The 14,100-nt window shown below is 44.8% G+C and carries 19 protein-coding genes; 14 read left to right on the plus strand and 5 right to left on the minus strand.

Features of this window, described 5'->3' with window-relative positions:
* Window positions 1-26: 26 nt before the first annotated feature.
* From J7I80_RS11035 to J7I80_RS11065, 7 genes are all read left to right on the plus strand, one after another.
* Window positions 27-197: a DUF4083 family protein gene (locus J7I80_RS11035; protein WP_251027714.1), complete on the plus strand. Its 171-nt coding sequence runs from the start codon at window positions 27-29 to the stop codon at window positions 195-197.
* A 114-nt stretch (window positions 198-311) separates the two neighbouring features.
* Entirely contained in the window at window positions 312-521 is a 210-nt protein-coding gene (locus tag J7I80_RS11040) for a hypothetical protein (RefSeq protein ID WP_214738418.1), read from the plus strand.
* Between the two features lie 168 nt (window positions 522-689).
* Entirely contained in the window at window positions 690-869 is a 180-nt protein-coding gene (locus tag J7I80_RS11045; protein ID WP_214738419.1) for a hypothetical protein, read from the plus strand.
* Window positions 870-881: 12 nt separating this feature from the next.
* Window positions 882-1,142 (plus strand): hypothetical protein, encoded by a 261-nt coding sequence (locus J7I80_RS11050; protein ID WP_214738420.1) that lies wholly within the window; start codon window positions 882-884, stop codon window positions 1,140-1,142.
* 15 nt (window positions 1,143-1,157) lie between these two features.
* On the plus strand, window positions 1,158-1,514 hold the full coding sequence (locus J7I80_RS11055) for a hypothetical protein (protein WP_214738421.1): 357 nt from the start codon (window positions 1,158-1,160) through the stop codon (window positions 1,512-1,514).
* Between the two features lie 15 nt (window positions 1,515-1,529).
* On the plus strand, window positions 1,530-2,315 hold the full coding sequence (locus tag J7I80_RS11060; protein WP_214738422.1) for a nucleotidyltransferase domain-containing protein: 786 nt from the start codon (window positions 1,530-1,532) through the stop codon (window positions 2,313-2,315).
* 27 nt (window positions 2,316-2,342) lie between these two features.
* Window positions 2,343-2,909, plus strand: a complete 567-nt coding sequence (locus tag J7I80_RS11065; RefSeq protein ID WP_214738423.1) for a DUF4256 domain-containing protein — start codon at window positions 2,343-2,345, stop codon at window positions 2,907-2,909.
* A gap of 89 nt (window positions 2,910-2,998) precedes the next feature.
* On the opposite strand, the gene J7I80_RS11070 is transcribed toward J7I80_RS11065, so the two are convergent.
* The gene (locus J7I80_RS11070) at window positions 2,999-4,015 is read right to left on the minus strand and encodes an NADP-dependent oxidoreductase (RefSeq protein ID WP_214738424.1); all 1,017 of its coding nucleotides are present in this window, start codon (window positions 4,013-4,015) and stop codon (window positions 2,999-3,001) included.
* 235 nt (window positions 4,016-4,250) lie between these two features.
* Here J7I80_RS11070 and J7I80_RS11075 point away from each other — a divergent pair, with 235 nt between their 5' ends.
* Window positions 4,251-5,036: an SDR family oxidoreductase gene (locus J7I80_RS11075; protein ID WP_214738425.1), complete on the plus strand. Its 786-nt coding sequence runs from the start codon at window positions 4,251-4,253 to the stop codon at window positions 5,034-5,036.
* A gap of 141 nt (window positions 5,037-5,177) precedes the next feature.
* Window positions 5,178-6,995, plus strand: coding sequence for an oligoendopeptidase F (gene pepF / locus J7I80_RS11080; protein ID WP_214738426.1), 1,818 nt, complete (start codon window positions 5,178-5,180; stop codon window positions 6,993-6,995).
* 56 nt (window positions 6,996-7,051) lie between these two features.
* On the opposite strand, the gene J7I80_RS11085 is transcribed toward pepF, so the two are convergent.
* Window positions 7,052-7,849 (minus strand): N-acetylmuramoyl-L-alanine amidase, encoded by a 798-nt coding sequence (locus tag J7I80_RS11085; protein WP_214738427.1) that lies wholly within the window; start codon window positions 7,847-7,849, stop codon window positions 7,052-7,054.
* Window positions 7,850-8,006: 157 nt separating this feature from the next.
* Here J7I80_RS11085 and J7I80_RS11090 point away from each other — a divergent pair, with 157 nt between their 5' ends.
* The 3 genes from J7I80_RS11090 (at window position 8,007) to putP (ending at window position 10,379) form a co-directional block, all read left to right on the plus strand.
* A complete protein-coding gene (locus J7I80_RS11090) occupies window positions 8,007-8,324 on the plus strand; it encodes a hypothetical protein (RefSeq protein ID WP_251027716.1) in 318 nt (105 codons plus the stop codon).
* A 430-nt stretch (window positions 8,325-8,754) separates the two neighbouring features.
* Window positions 8,755-8,886 carry a hypothetical protein gene (locus J7I80_RS23480; RefSeq protein ID WP_285289131.1) on the plus strand — a complete coding sequence of 44 codons (132 nt, stop codon included), beginning with the start codon at window positions 8,755-8,757 and terminating at the stop codon, window positions 8,884-8,886.
* 23 nt (window positions 8,887-8,909) lie between these two features.
* A complete protein-coding gene (gene putP, locus J7I80_RS11095; protein ID WP_214738428.1) occupies window positions 8,910-10,379 on the plus strand; it encodes a sodium/proline symporter PutP in 1,470 nt (489 codons plus the stop codon).
* A gap of 39 nt (window positions 10,380-10,418) precedes the next feature.
* On the opposite strand, the gene J7I80_RS11100 is transcribed toward putP, so the two are convergent.
* Complete coding sequence (locus J7I80_RS11100; protein WP_214738429.1) at window positions 10,419-10,607, minus strand: transcription initiation factor TFIIIB; 189 nt, start codon at window positions 10,605-10,607, stop codon at window positions 10,419-10,421.
* A 236-nt stretch (window positions 10,608-10,843) separates the two neighbouring features.
* On the opposite strand from J7I80_RS11100, the gene J7I80_RS11105 reads away from it, so the two are divergent.
* Window positions 10,844-11,338: a fasciclin domain-containing protein gene (locus tag J7I80_RS11105; RefSeq protein ID WP_251027717.1), complete on the plus strand. Its 495-nt coding sequence runs from the start codon at window positions 10,844-10,846 to the stop codon at window positions 11,336-11,338.
* Window positions 11,339-11,479: 141 nt separating this feature from the next.
* Entirely contained in the window at window positions 11,480-12,667 is a 1,188-nt protein-coding gene (locus tag J7I80_RS11110) for an MFS transporter (protein WP_214738430.1), read from the plus strand.
* A 532-nt stretch (window positions 12,668-13,199) separates the two neighbouring features.
* On the opposite strand, the gene J7I80_RS11115 is transcribed toward J7I80_RS11110, so the two are convergent.
* Together J7I80_RS11115 and J7I80_RS11120 are read right to left on the minus strand one after the other, a co-directional pair.
* On the minus strand, window positions 13,200-13,523 hold the full coding sequence (locus J7I80_RS11115; RefSeq protein ID WP_214738431.1) for a hypothetical protein: 324 nt from the start codon (window positions 13,521-13,523) through the stop codon (window positions 13,200-13,202).
* Between the two features lie 108 nt (window positions 13,524-13,631).
* On the minus strand, window positions 13,632-14,099 hold the full coding sequence (locus J7I80_RS11120; protein ID WP_214738432.1) for an SRPBCC family protein: 468 nt from the start codon (window positions 14,097-14,099) through the stop codon (window positions 13,632-13,634).
* Window position 14,100 lies beyond the last annotated feature (1 nt).

A 14,100-nucleotide genomic window follows, 5' to 3' on the forward strand; every position in this document is an offset into this window, starting at 1 on the left:
AATGTAAGGCGGGAGTTGTTTTGAACATGGGGGATTTATTATTTCAGGTTATTTCTTTCATTTTAATGATAGGTATTGTGGCGGCTGTTTTCTATGCTGTACGTTCACTCGTCATAAAAGAACCGAATAATCAAAAGAGTATAGAACAAAAACTGGACCGAATAATTGAGCTGCTAGAGAAGGACAATAAAGAGTAAAACAAGTCGCTGGCTGCGTGGTATAATAGGAACTTAGGTTTAAACGAATTTTACATATAATTGCACGGATGCCTGAAAGCCTCCGTCTGGCGATCATATATGGAGGTATGAAAGATGAATAAGCGATGGACGATCGGAAAGATTAAAGAATTTGTAGAGAACAATTCAGAGAGTAAGCTGTTGACGAAAGAGTATCAGGGTTTTTCGCAAAAACTGGAATTTCAATGCGAATGTGGCAATAAATTCGAAAAAACGTTCAAGAAATTCAAGGATAATCACCAGCGCAAATGCGAAGTGTGCCAGCCGCCAAAAGCGTCACGTTAATCTAATAAGCAAGTCTATAAACGAACTGCTGCCTGGGGCTCTACGATTTTATTGCCACCAAGGCGGCTTTTTTTTCGGGTAAAAGACCAATAGAAGCGTGGATCATGGAGGATTTGCGCTTTATTTTATTGAACTTATGGAAGAGAATCTTACAGGAGCAACCAGGTTATGAAGAGATATATGCTGAAAAAGAATTTCAGGGGTTTGAAAAGAGGCACACAATTTTATTTGATTGCTGAGTCTGAATTTATCGGAGTCAAAGAGTATGTGCTGCGAACGAAGGATTTGTCGACCAGGATTGCCATCAGCGAGAGTGAGCTGCGCGGGAATTTTATTCTGTTGAACTAGGGGAGAACGGGCATGTACTTGTTTTTATCTATCCTATTAAGTATGGTTCTGGGCTATTTTTTATTTGTCATGGGACCGATTGTTGGCGGGATTGCTGCTTTTGGAATCATTGCCGGCAGTTTATTCAGAGGGATTTATTTGCTGAATGATATCCGCAAAAGGCTCGCGAGCGATTCTCCTGTTGAAAAAGAGGTTCAAGAGCAGGTAACAGAAGTCGTTCCGGAGCATTTAAAGAGTCCGGGCGCTTATAAAAAATATCTTGAAGGCAAGTGAGAGAGGGGATTTTAAATGCAGTTCACAGCAATAGTAGTGTTTGCGATTGTCTGGGGCGGTTTGATGATCTATTTCCTGACGCCTTTTCACGGTAAAATCGAAAGAAACCCTGATGATACATTCACCAAAGCATTAAAGGTAAGCATGGCCAGGCTGATTTTACATAAAAAAGCCATTCTTGCCTTCCTATTATTATTGGTTACGCTAATGAATATAAGGTCATATTTTATATCGGCTGAAGAGTATGACCGGCTCCACGCAATAACCAGGGAGTCGGGGAATCCTGTCATTTATATGGTCAGTGTGGTCTTGTATGCCGCATTATTGTATCTTTTATTGGCAGTCAGGTGGGCTGTGAAATCAGCAAAGTGATTGGAGAGAATTGTTGTGAAGGAGATTATATTAAAATCACTGGCAAAAATAGAAGAAGATTTCGATGTGAAAATTCTTTATGCTGTTGAATCCGGCAGCAGGGCCTGGGAGTTTCCCTCAAAGGATAGTGATTATGACGTCCGATTCATCTATGTACATAAAAAAGAAGATTATCTGACGATCGACCAGATGGGTATCGGCAAGAAAAGAGATGTGATTGAATTGCCGATTAACGATTTACTGGATATAACCGGCTGGGAACTGACCAAAGCCCTAAAGTTATTCAGGAAATCGAATCCGCCGCTGATGGAATGGCTGCGTTCGGGGATTGTCTACTATCAGGCGTTTTCGACCATCGACCAGATGAAGGAGCTCAGTAAAGTGGTTTTCGCACCGAACTCCTGCCTGCATCATTATTTGAATATGGCGAGCAATAATTTCAGGGAATACCTGCAGGGAGACCAGGTCAAGATTAAGAAGTATTTTTACGTCCTAAGACCGGTCCTGGCTGCACAATGGATCGAAAAATACAATGAGTTTCCGCCGCTGGAATTTCCGAGGCTATTGGAGGACCGGCTGCCGGAAGGTGAATTGAAGAGAGAAATCCATACCTTGTTGAAACGAAAAATCAGCGGTGATGAACTGGATTACGAACCGAAAATTGAAGTCATCAACCAATTCCTGAACGAGGAGATTGCACGTTTAAAAGAGTATACCTCAAAACTGAATGTTGATTTGCCAGATTTCACACCACAGCTTGACCAGCTATTCAGGAATACTTTGGAGGAAGTTTGGAAATGAAAGAATTTGACAAGGAGGAACATCAATATGGCAAAGGAAAATAAAGAGTTATCCCGGGAACAGCAGAAGGATCTACTTGGAACTTTGATAGCTCGTTTTGAGAAAAATATGAGCAGGCATGAAGGACTTGATTGGGCTGACGTGGTAGCTAAGCTCGAAAACAATCCTGAAAAATTATGGTCGCTCAATGAAATGGAAGCAACCGGCGGAGAGCCGGATGTGGTTGGCTTTGATTCAGAGACTGGCGAATACATTTTTTATGATTGTGCAGCAGAAAGCCCTAAAGGCCGCAGAAGTGTTTGTTACGACCGTGAAGCACTGGAGTCAAGGAAGAAACACAAGCCGGAAAATAGCGTGATGGATATGGCAAACTCGATGGGCATTGAGCTTTTAACGGAGGAACAATACCGCGAGCTGCAAACGTTTGGGAATTTCGATCTGAAAACGTCGAGCTGGGTGAAGACACCTGAGAATATTAGAAAGCTAGGCGGGGCGCTCTTTTGTGACCGGCGCTATGACACCGTATTTGTCTACCACAATGGGGCAGATTCCTACTATGCCGCGAGAGGGTTTAGGGGCTCGTTGAGAGTATAGTTTTGAATGTTTTAGATGTAAAAGAAGACAGTGAAGTTTGCTGGCAAAAGAAAAGCCGTTACGGAAATATCTCCGGAACGGCTTTTCTTTTATTTATCAGAATCTGCCACTTTAACGATCGCTTTTCCGAGATTTGCCCCTTTAAACAAATCCAAAAATGCGTCAATTGTATTCTCAAAGCCTTCTGTAACCGTTTCTTCATACTTCAATTTACCTTCCAAAAGCCAGCTCGCCAATTCTTTGGCACCTTCGCCAAAACGGGACGAGTAGTTTCCGACTGTGAACCCTTGCATCAAAGAACTAGTCTTAATTAAGTAACCCTGAACACGAGGTCCTACATCTGGCTCTGACTGGTTATACGCTGAGATCGCTCCGCAGACAGAAATCCTTGCGAAGTTGTTCAAGAGAGGAAAAATCGCATCGGAAATCTCTCCGCCGACGTTCTCAAAATAGACATCGATTCCATCAGGACATGCCTCTTTTAGAGAGGAGCTTACATCCTGTGTATTGTAGTTTATTGCTGCATCAAATCCAAGGTCTTCTAGAAGATAACGCACCTTCTCATCGGTACCAGCAATGCCAACGACCCTTGCTCCTTTGATTTTTGCAATCTGCCCCACGATGGAACCGACAGCTCCCGCGGCACCGGAAACAACGACTGTTTCACCTGCTTTCGGCTTGCCGATATCCAATAAACCAAAGTATGCTGTAAGACCAGTCATGCCTAATACACTTAAGTATGCCGATACTGGTGCCAGGTTAGGATCGATTTTACGGACCGTATTTTCTTTTGCGATGGAGAATTCCTGCCAGCCTAATGAGCCTATAACGAAATCGCCCTCTTCAAAAAGATCTGACTGGGACTCAACCACTTTTCCGATTACACCGCTTGAAATAGCCTCGTTCAATTTGAACGGCGGGATATAGGATTTGGTGTCATTCATGCGCCCGCGTAAATAAGGATCGACCGAAATATAAATAGTCTGTAAAAGTATTTCTCCTTTTGCCGGTTTTTCTACAGGTACTTCTACAAATTCAAAATGGTCATATGTAGGAACTCCAGTTGGTCTCTTTTTAAGCTGTATTTGCTTTTGAATAGTAATCACCCTTCCTAAATATTCTCTAGCCTTAATATACAGGAGAGAAGGGTGTATTCAAATTCATTTGATTTGGTATCGCGGTTTTGTATCTGGAATTGGAAGTGAAGAATACATAGGAACTAATTCTATATAGGATATTAAGCAATTTTGTTCCTGATATCCTCCTAATCATTCTATGTTTTACATCTCCTCCTCTTGGGAAGATGAAACTATTAGTTCATATTGATAGGAGGAGTCGGAAATGGCTAAAACGATTTTTATTACAGGTGCTGGCAGCGGGCTTGGCCGCGGGGCTTCGCTAGGGCTTGCGAAAAAAGGGCACCGGGTGATTGCGACGACTGAGCTGACTTCCCAAAAGACGGATCTGATGCGGGAGGCCGAGGATCAGGGGCTTGATATGGAAGTATTCAAGCTTGATATAACAAATGAGAGGGATCGTGAGCAAATCAAGGAGTATGATTTTGATGTGTTTGTTGCGAATGCAGCGATTAATGAAGGCGGTCCGCTGGCTGAGGTGCCGATGGACCGGATACGTGCTCTTTTTGAAGTGAATGTTTTCTCGACGCTGGAGACTGTACAAATTGCTGCACGAAAGCTAGTAGAGAAAGGGAACGGAAAAATCATCTTCATGAGCTCGATGGCGGGGATTTCAGCGACACCGTATGTCGGGCCATATACGGCCACGAAGCATGCGATTGAGGGAATCGCCCAAACAATGAAGTCGGAGTTGGAAAAGCACGATGTAAAAGTGGCCACGATTAACCCGGGCGCATTCGAAACAGGCTTCAACAAGCGGGCGGCTGAGGAAAAGTGGAAATGGTACGATGAGGAGAAGAATTTTACCCGGAAAGAGGACATGGAAAAGCAGGAGGAAGGATTAAAGAACCAATTCGATCCTGAGGATATGATTACGAAAATGGTAGAAATCATCCCTGCCGATCACCATAAATTCCGGACGGTTTACCCTGAGGAGACGGAAAAGCAGCTGAAAAATACGCAAGAAGAAAGATGGACGATGGAAATCTAGCATGGTAGATAAGAAGCCTGGTATTCGTTGAGTGCCAGGCTTCTTTCTGTGCGGGCTTCCATCAAATTCAACGTGTAGAGGCTTTTTGTTGTGGTATAGCTTTAATAGACGAAAAATCACAAATCACAAGGAGGGGATAAGATGGCGAAAAAATCGAATGAGCGATTGAAAAGAGAAGAGGTGGATGAGAAACAGACATGGGATTTAACTGCTCTTTTCGAATCGAAGAGTGACTGGGAAAAGGAGCTGAAGGCGGTCAAGGAGGATGTGCCGGAAGTCACTAAATATAAGGGGAAGCTTGGCAATAGTGCAGGTGAGCTGCTGGAATGTCTTAAGGCGAAGGAGAAGCTGTTGGAGCGTTTTAACCTTGTTTCGATGTATGCCAATCTGCGGCAATCAGTCGACCATACCGATCCGGAAAGGCAGAAGGATGCAGCTAAGGCAAGTGATGCCCAATCGACTGTCAATTCGGAGCTTGCGTTTGTAGAAACAGAAATCATCAAGCTTCCACAAGGGAAAATAGATCAATTTTTAGAAGAGGAGCCAGGATTGGAGCCGTTCAAAAAGTATTTGAGCGATTTACAGGACCGCAAGCCTCATGCACTTGGCGAGGAAACGGAGGAAACGCTCGCGGCTCTTGGGTCACTGTTCAGTTCCCCGTACAATATTTACAACCGCGGGAAATTGTCTGACATGCAGTTTGATCCTTTTATTGATGACGAGGGAAATGAAATTCCTCTTTCCTTTGCTCTCTATTCAGGCAAATACGTGTCTTCACCGTCGGCAGCTGTGCGCCGCAATTCGTATGATTCTTTTAACAAGACATTGAATCAATATAAGCATACCTTTGCAGCAACCTACGCGACCCAGGTGAACCAGGAGGTGGCGATGGCCCGGCTGAGGAACTATGACTCTGTCACCGATATGCTGCTACAGGATCAGCAGGTCTCCAGGGAGATGTATGATAACCAGCTGGACATCATCCAGGAAGAGCTGGCTCCGCACATGAGGCGTTATGCTAAATTGAAAAAACGCGTCCTAGGTCTGGATAAGATGACAAATGCAGATCTTAAAGCGCCGCTGGATCCGGAGTATAAAATAGAGACCAGCTATGATGAGGCAGCAGAAACGGTACAGGAAGCACTCGAAATCATGGGGCCGGAGTACAGCGATATGATCAAGACGGCGCTGTCCGAGAGATGGGTTGATTATGCTGACAATGTCGGGAAGAGCACGGGTGCTTTTTGCTCGAGTCCATATGGAGCGCATCCATACGTCCTGATGACCTGGCCGGATACGATGCGCGGTGCCTTCACGCTTGCTCATGAATTGGGTCATGCCGGACACTTTTTCCTGGCAGGAAAGAATCAGAGAATGGTTAATAGCCGGCCGTCGAGATATTTTATCGAGGCACCATCGACGATGAATGAGATGCTGCTTGGAAATCACTTGTTGGCGAATACGGAAGACAAGCGGAAAAGGCGCTGGGTCATTCTCCAGCTATTGGGGACGTACTATCATAATTTTGTCACTCATCTCCTTGAAGGAGAACTTCAACGCAGAGTTTACAAACTGGCCGAAGATGGGGAGCCGTTGACAGCCGACTTATTGTCGAGGGTAAAGCGGGAGGTCCTTGAAAACTTCTGGGGAGATTCCGTTGAAATGGATGAAGGAGCAGGGCTGACCTGGATGCATCAGCCTCACTACTATATGGGCTTGTATCCATATACGTATTCGGCAGGATTAACGGTCTCGACGCTAGTTTCAAAACGGATCCTTGAAGAAGGTCAACCTGCAGTGGAAAACTGGCTCGACGTATTGAGGGCCGGCGGGACATTGAAGCCTCTGGACTTGATTAAAAAGGCTGGAGTCGACATGTCTAAGCCAGAACCAATCCGCGAAGCAGTCGTCTATGTCGGTGAACTGATCTCGGAGCTGGAAGAAAGCTTTGAAGAGTAATCATTTGTAAGGAAAGGGCCGGATCCAATGTCAGGATTCGGCCGTGGAATACATAATTAATCAGCCGTGATGAATGTATCAATTCCCCGGCTCTCGATTTCACGTACGCGAGTTTCTGCATTTTCACGGCTTGAAAAAGCACCGGCTTGTACCCGATACCAGGTCTGGCCGGAGAGAATGGTTTCTGCAACAAAACTTTCAATCCCTTTGGAGTCCAGTTCTGCCACTCGCCGATCGGCATTTTCTCTTTGCTGGAAAGAACCGGCGATGACTTTAAAGGCATCATCCCCGCGAGTTGGTATTTCCTTCGCTGCGAGATTGAACGCTTTTGCAATGCCATTCGCATGTCCCTGTGCAACATTGCGCCGCCAGGATTCTTGTTTCATAAGGTCTGCGTCCTGGGCATTGTCGATAAAGCCGTTTTCAGAGAGCATCGCATCCATTGTGGATTCGCGAAGTACATGGAAATCGGCTTTTTTCTTGCCGCGGTCATCGAGCTGATTCAGCTTCATCACTTCACTGTGGATGATATCACGGTATCGCGCTGTTGCTGAATTATCTGATAAGCTTCTGTGTATATAATCCTCGTATCCACTGGCAGAGCCGTTGAAGGAATTGATATGGACCGACAGATAAAAGTCAGCACCCCAGGCGTTGGCCTCATCTGTCCTCTGACTCAAATTTTTCGTTATATCGCTTGTCCGACTCATCATGACATTAATATTTTTATAGTTATTCGCAAGGATGGAACGGATTTTGAGCGCGATATCCAGGGTCAAATCTTTCTCCCGAAGACCATTTCCCTGTGCTCCTGGATCCGAGCCGCCATGGCCTGGATCTAAATAAAGTTTCATATAACCTCCTCCTTTAAGTTGGTCTTTATAGAATATGTTGGAGAAAAGTGTTGGTAAGGGTACGTGTCCTGTTTGGGAAAAGTTAACTTTATTTTGACGGAACATTTCTTGATTTGAATCGTAAAAACAAATAAGACTTATTATTTGAGGTGACAGGATGGAAACAAAAATGCAGGCATCACAAAATGTTAAAATAGAGAGGACACCGGAAGCGGATTTCAAAAGGATATTGAATATCATCGGTGTATTCATCTTTGCCGGATTGGCGCTGACCAGTGTCACCAACCCGATGCCAGCTAAATATCTCAAGGAATATTTACTGTTCATCGGAGGAAGTGCCGTGATTTATTACTTCTTGCTCAATATCTACTTCATTGGGGAAACATGGCGAAAAGTATTTTATGCCAGCCTGGTCGTGCTCGGAATCGGCAGCCTGTCGATGGCGATTTATCTGTTTATTTATTCATCACATTAGCAACAGAAACTCCCTGCTCTAGGGAGTTTTTATTTTGCGAAAAAGTGCTTGTCTAGTCGCTAAATAACTTATTCAGAATATTCATAATATATTTACTTCAATAAATTTTGTAAGCGTTACCATTACTAACAGGCTAGTCAGGGCGCGGATTTTGACTGTTCGCGAAACCTTGTAACATCCTTGAAACAATTCCGGATGTTTGTTAGGTTTAATAACCGTAAGCCCCATGAGGGCAGGAAAAACTTGGACGGCATAATTAACATAAGAATTTTTTTCTGTGTGGTTCGGCTGGTTAGCTCTTATACCATTCATACTTGAGGATTCAATTTCATTCTAGTACGTTAGCCGATTTTCTATTGTCTAGCTCCAGCGCCTAACCAGTTTTCACCCTGACTTATCTTCCTCGAGTATCTTGCAAGAAGCGTTAGCTTTGAGCAGCTCGAGTCGCTTCGGTCCTGTCAATGAAGTCAAAGAACGACTTCACAGCCAGGCCCTACAGCGCTTGTCGGGGCTGACCGAGGCGCTTGCGCTTTCTAACCACTATGTTACTTATTTCGTTTAGGGAAAACGAAAAGGAGAGATTTGGTGAGTATTGAAGTATTTATTTCTTTGGCAATTTATTTTATTGCAATGATCCTGATCGGATTGTATGCATACCGCAAAACGTCTGACCTATCAGACTATATGCTTGGCGGCCGTGGTCTTGGACCTTCGGTAACAGCACTTTCAGCCGGTGCGTCTGACATGAGTGGCTGGATGCTGATGGGCTTGCCTGGCGCAATGTACACATCAGGTATTTCCAGTGCCTGGATCGCTATTGGATTATCGATTGGTGCCTATTTGAACTACCTCATCTTAGCTCCAAGACTTCGAACGTATACCGAGTTGGCAAATGATTCAATCACAATCCCCGATTTCCTTGAAAACCGCTTTTCAGATACGACGAAAATCCTTAAGTCTGTATCTGCAGTCGTTATTATCATTTTCTTTACGCTGTATACTTCAGCGGGTCTAGTTTCAGGCGGTACTTTGTTCGAGTCGGCATTCGGGCTCGATTATCGTATGGGCTTGTTCGTGACAGCTGGTGTTGTTATCGTTTATACACTATTCGGTGGTTTCCTTGCTGTTAGTTTAACTGACTTTGTTCAAGGTATCATCATGTTCCTTGCGCTTGTCTTGGTGCCTGTGGTTGCTTTTACAGAGCTTGGCGGACCTGGAAATGTAATGGACACTGTTGGAGCAATCGATCCTACATTGATGGATCTTTTCAAAGGTACGACATTCCTTGGAATTGTTTCGCTATTGGCATGGGGCCTTGGTTACTTTGGCCAGCCGCATATCATCGTGCGCTTTATGGCGATCAAATCAATGGATGAACTGAAGCCTGCGCGCAGAATCGCGATGACTTGGATGATCGTGTCCATTATTGGTGCTTTGGCAGTCGGTCTTGTCGGGATTGCTTACGTACAAGTGAACAATGTAACTCTTGAAAATCCAGAAACAGTATTCATCATGTTTGCGAATATCCTGTTCAACCCATTTATCACAGGATTCCTGCTCGCTGCGATTTTGGCCGCGATCATGAGTACAATTTCTTCACAGCTGCTTGTTACATCCAGTGCGTTGACTGAAGACTTTTACAAAGCGTTCTTCCGCCGTGAAGCAAGTGACAAAGAATTGGTATTCGTCGGCCGTGCAGCCGTATTGCTTGTCGCATTGGTAGGCATCGCGCTTTCTTACACGCCTAACGACACAATTCTTTCATTGGTCGGTAACGCTTGGGCTGGATTCGGTGCCGCATTCGGACCAGTCATGCTCCTGAGCTTGTACTGGAAGCAAATGAATCGCTGGGGTGCGCTTGCTGGTATCGTCGTCGGTGCACTTACCGTCATCATTTGGATCAGCATCGATGGATTATCAGCATTCCTATATGAAATGGTCCCTGGATTCTTCTTGAGTTTGATTGCCGTCATTGTGGTAAGTAAAATCACAACAGGACCAGGCAAAGCGGTAAAAGAAGAGTTTAACGAAATGGAAAACATTATGTCAGAGTAATAGAGTAACAGGCTGCCAGATTGCTGGCAGCCTGTTTATTTATTTGAATTTATCCGGCTTTTTCACATAGCTTTCGATGATGAATCCACAGTCCGTGCAAATAATGTGTAGAATCTCAGAGCCTAAACTCATCACCTTATTCTCAGGATACATCACAGCATATCCAGCATGCTTGCCTTTGCCGATTTCCGTACTTCCGCATTTAGGGCACTCTTTTGTATAGTTCATAATCATCATCCCTTCAAAAAATGCTTATAGTGGATGTACGTATGGCTTTGCTAGTAGGTTTCAAGAATTTTGCAAAAGGTAAAGCTCAAAAAGGAGACCTGGAGCAAGTGCCCTAAGATACAAATGGGAAAGCAGTCATTATAATTTGAGGATAAATCTGTAATGTTGGAGAATACTACCTTTTGTAAAAATACAGAGGTTAATCATACCTCGATTGGAAAAAAGGAGTGATTCTCATGATGAAGAAGTTTGCGGCAGTTCTTTTTGCAGTGTTGATGGTGATGTCAATAGCGAATCCTAGTTTCGCAGCGGGCAATCCAGGAAACAAAAAGGATATTGTCGATACGGCCGTAGCAGCTGGGAACTTTAAAATTCTCGCAGCTGCCCTCGAGAAAGCAGGTCTGGTTGAAACGTTGAAAGGCGAAGGGCCGTTCACAGTTTTTGCGCCGACTGATGAAGCGTTCAATAAGCTTCTCAAGGATTTAGGGATTACAGCTGATGAGTTGCTGGCAAGACAGGATTTGAAGGATATCCTGCTGTACCATGTGCTTCCTGGCAAAGTCATGTCGGGTGACCTGAAGGAAGGAATGCAGGCACAGACACTGGCAAAGAAAAATGTCACCATCTCACTTGACCCGGTTCAAGTAAACGATGCGAATGTCGTGACTCCTGATGTTAAAGCGTCAAATGGCGTCATCCATGTAATCGATAAAGTTTTGCTGCCAAAATAAGTGTTCATGACTGGATCCGGTGAGGGTTCAGTCTTTTTCTTTCACATGTTCTCAAAGTTCACCTCCATAGACATAAATTTTAAAAAACGTTATAATTAATTCGGTTTTCGAAATATGTTGTACAACTTAGAAGGTGAATGTATGCAGAATGAAAAGTTATGGACGAAGGATTTCATTTCGATTTCGCTTGTGAATTTCGTGATGATGCTTTCTATGTATCTATTGATTGTAACGATGGCATCGTATGCGACAGATGCGTATGGTGCGTCATCTAGTATGGCCGGCCTGGCTTCGAGTATTTTCATCATCGGGGTCCTTTTTGCCAGATTGTATGCTGGCAAAGAGGTTGCGAGGATCGGCAGCAAAAGGATGTTGATCGGCGGGGTATTGTTCTTCGTTTTGATTTCAGCTCTTTATCTCATCCCCTCCAATATTTATGTCCTTCTGGCTGTCCGTTTTCTTCACGGTGTCGGCATTGGGTTTGCGTCAACCGCAACGGGAACGATTGTGGCGCAGGTGGTTCCTGCCAGCAGGAAGGGAGAGGGAATCAGCTATTTCAGCTTGAGCGTGATTTTATCAACAGCGATTGGTCCACTGATCGGCCTGCCGATGATCAGCCAATTTGGCTACGAAAGCATGTTCATTTTTTCGCTCGTTGTTGGAATGCTCTGTTTGCCAATTGCCCTTATGGTAAAAGAACCTGTTGTGGATAATACGGCAGAAGGTGCCGGCAGCAGGGGATTCAGTCTGGCGAAATACCTGGAGCCCAATGCATTGCCAGTCTCGATTGTTATGTTCGTCATTGCGCTCGCATACTCTGGGACGCTTTCCTTCATCGCTTCATTTGCCAAGGAAGCGGACCTGACAGAAGCGGGGAGCATGTACTTCTTCGTATACGCAATGGCTGTCTTGTTTTCAAGGCCGTTCACGGGAAAGCTGATGGACGCCAAAGGTGCCAATTTCGTTGCTTATCCGGCAATGATTGCTTTTGCGTTAGGGATGTTGACCTTGAGCCAGGCGAATTCAGGCGCTGTGTTCCTGCTGGCTGCCGCGCTCATCGGGTTAGGATACGGAAACTTTCAATCAGTCGCCCAGACGGTCGCCATTAAAATGACTCCGCCGCATCGCATGGGCCTAGCCAACTCGACGTTTTTCATCATGATGGATGTTGGCATAGGTGTCGGCCCGTTCCTGCTTGGATACATGGTGCCGGACTATGGATATCGCGGGCTGTACCTGGCGATGGTGCCGCTGATCATCGTCGGTGTCTTTACCTATTACGCACTCCATGGGAAAAAAGAAAAGAACCTAACACAACAGAATGCTTAAACAGGAACCTCGCCAGAAATTGGTGAGGTTTTTGTTTATAGTTGAAAAGCTGGCGCTTAAATTCCCGTGTGGGGAACGATGGATGTCGCTTTTTTCTGTTCGTGCGTGGTAATGTGCCTCTATAAGGCCGATGGATGTCGCTTTTTTCATGATATGCGAGAAAATGTGCTTCCATAAGGCCGATGGATGTCGCTTTTTTCTGTTCGTGCGTGGTAATGTGCCTCCATAAGGCCGATGGATAGCGCTTTTTTCATGATACGTGAGAAAAAGTGTCTCCATAAGGCCGATGGATAGCGCTTTTTTCATGATACGTGAGAAAAAGTGTCTCCATAAAGCCGATGGATAGCGCTTTTTTCATGATACGCGAGAAAAAGTGTCTCCATAAAGCCGATGGGTGCCGCTTTTTCCAGAACGTGAGCCATATCGCGCCTCTAAAGTGCTTATCGCCATTTCACCAAAATAAATAGACTGAGGACATGCTCGTTTATAATGAGTTTGTCCACAGTCTGAGTTATCGCAGTATCTAGGTGGTTTACAAAGTAGGTGCGTAGTTTGTATTTTTTTCAGCATCGGTTTCCTTCGCGAGTTCTTCCATTTCCATATGGGTTTGCGGGAAACCGTTGGCCTGCCATTCTGCGCGCATGGCCGAATCAAGCTGGGTCAGGCCTCTTTCGGCTGGGTCGATGCCCGCATCGACACTCTCCATCTGGTCGAGTTTTTCGCTGTTTCTCATGTCTGTATCCTCAAGAAAACGAATCGCATCCCGTTGGCTTTTACGATAAGCGGCTGTCAGCAAAACGGCGCCGCCAGCTGAAAGCAAAGAAGCCAGTACAAAATTCTTGGTCGATTTCTTCATCTTCGTTTCCCTCCATTCGAAAATAACTCCTCTTGAAAGACTATATTCCCGTTTTATGTGACTTTAAAGAGTCCAGTTATTTACATTTTTGTTTCAGGAGGAAACGAACTATTTATCTTCCATCATCTTCAGATCAAGATGCTCAAGAATCATTTCCCAGGCTGAATCATGACGGCTTTTAGCTTTTTCATGCGGAAATCCTTTGTGTGTCAGTCTTAGGTAAGTGCCATTCTCCTTTGGTTCGAGCTCTATTGTCACAACAGTTTCGGCACCCTCCGTTCCTCCTGCTCCTGTTATCCAGGTAAATTCGATCAGGCGGTCAGGAATTAACCTAAGGAATCTTCCATAATGCGGATGGCGCTGCTCAACAGAATCTTCTTCTGTTTTAAAAACAGTCTCGAAAAAGAACACGGAATTGACTTCAGCTTTCATGATTAGTGTTCCAGGGGCGGCAAACCATTCATCGAATGTTTCAGTCCACGCTTGGTAGAGGACGTCAGCTCGTGCCTCCATTAAACGTTCCACTTTAAATCCATGTGGTCTTGCTGAAAGGTCGGGAACTGTGATTGGTTCCATT

It is taken from the genome of Bacillus sp. ISL-41 (genome assembly GCF_018613235.1).
GTDB lineage: Bacteria > Bacillota > Bacilli > Bacillales > Cytobacillaceae > Mesobacillus.

Excerpts from the sequence above, each read along its gene's own strand:
- J7I80_RS11035 (WP_251027714.1), top strand. The coding sequence starts at position 27 with ATGGGGGATTTATTATTTCAGGTTATTTCTTTCATTTTAATGATAGGT.
- J7I80_RS11040 (WP_214738418.1), top strand. The coding sequence starts at position 312 with ATGAATAAGCGATGGACGATCGGAAAGATTAAAGAATTTGTAGAGAAC.
- J7I80_RS11045 (WP_214738419.1), top strand. The coding sequence starts at position 690 with ATGAAGAGATATATGCTGAAAAAGAATTTCAGGGGTTTGAAAAGAGGC.
- J7I80_RS11050 (WP_214738420.1), top strand. The coding sequence starts at position 882 with ATGTACTTGTTTTTATCTATCCTATTAAGTATGGTTCTGGGCTATTTT.
- J7I80_RS11055 (WP_214738421.1), top strand. The coding sequence starts at position 1,158 with ATGCAGTTCACAGCAATAGTAGTGTTTGCGATTGTCTGGGGCGGTTTG.
- J7I80_RS11065 (WP_214738423.1), top strand. The coding sequence starts at position 2,343 with ATGGCAAAGGAAAATAAAGAGTTATCCCGGGAACAGCAGAAGGATCTA.
- J7I80_RS11075 (WP_214738425.1), top strand. The coding sequence starts at position 4,251 with ATGGCTAAAACGATTTTTATTACAGGTGCTGGCAGCGGGCTTGGCCGC.
- pepF (WP_214738426.1), top strand. The coding sequence starts at position 5,178 with ATGGCGAAAAAATCGAATGAGCGATTGAAAAGAGAAGAGGTGGATGAG.
- J7I80_RS11085 (WP_214738427.1), bottom strand. The coding sequence starts at position 7,849 with ATGAAACTTTATTTAGATCCAGGCCATGGCGGCTCGGATCCAGGAGCA.
- J7I80_RS11090 (WP_251027716.1), top strand. The coding sequence starts at position 8,007 with ATGGAAACAAAAATGCAGGCATCACAAAATGTTAAAATAGAGAGGACA.
- J7I80_RS11100 (WP_214738429.1), bottom strand. The coding sequence starts at position 10,607 with ATGAACTATACAAAAGAGTGCCCTAAATGCGGAAGTACGGAAATCGGC.
- J7I80_RS11105 (WP_251027717.1), top strand. The coding sequence starts at position 10,844 with ATGATGAAGAAGTTTGCGGCAGTTCTTTTTGCAGTGTTGATGGTGATG.
- J7I80_RS11110 (WP_214738430.1), top strand. The coding sequence starts at position 11,480 with ATGCAGAATGAAAAGTTATGGACGAAGGATTTCATTTCGATTTCGCTT.
- J7I80_RS11115 (WP_214738431.1), bottom strand. The coding sequence starts at position 13,523 with ATGAAGAAATCGACCAAGAATTTTGTACTGGCTTCTTTGCTTTCAGCT.
- J7I80_RS11120 (WP_214738432.1), bottom strand. The coding sequence starts at position 14,099 with ATGGAACCAATCACAGTTCCCGACCTTTCAGCAAGACCACATGGATTT.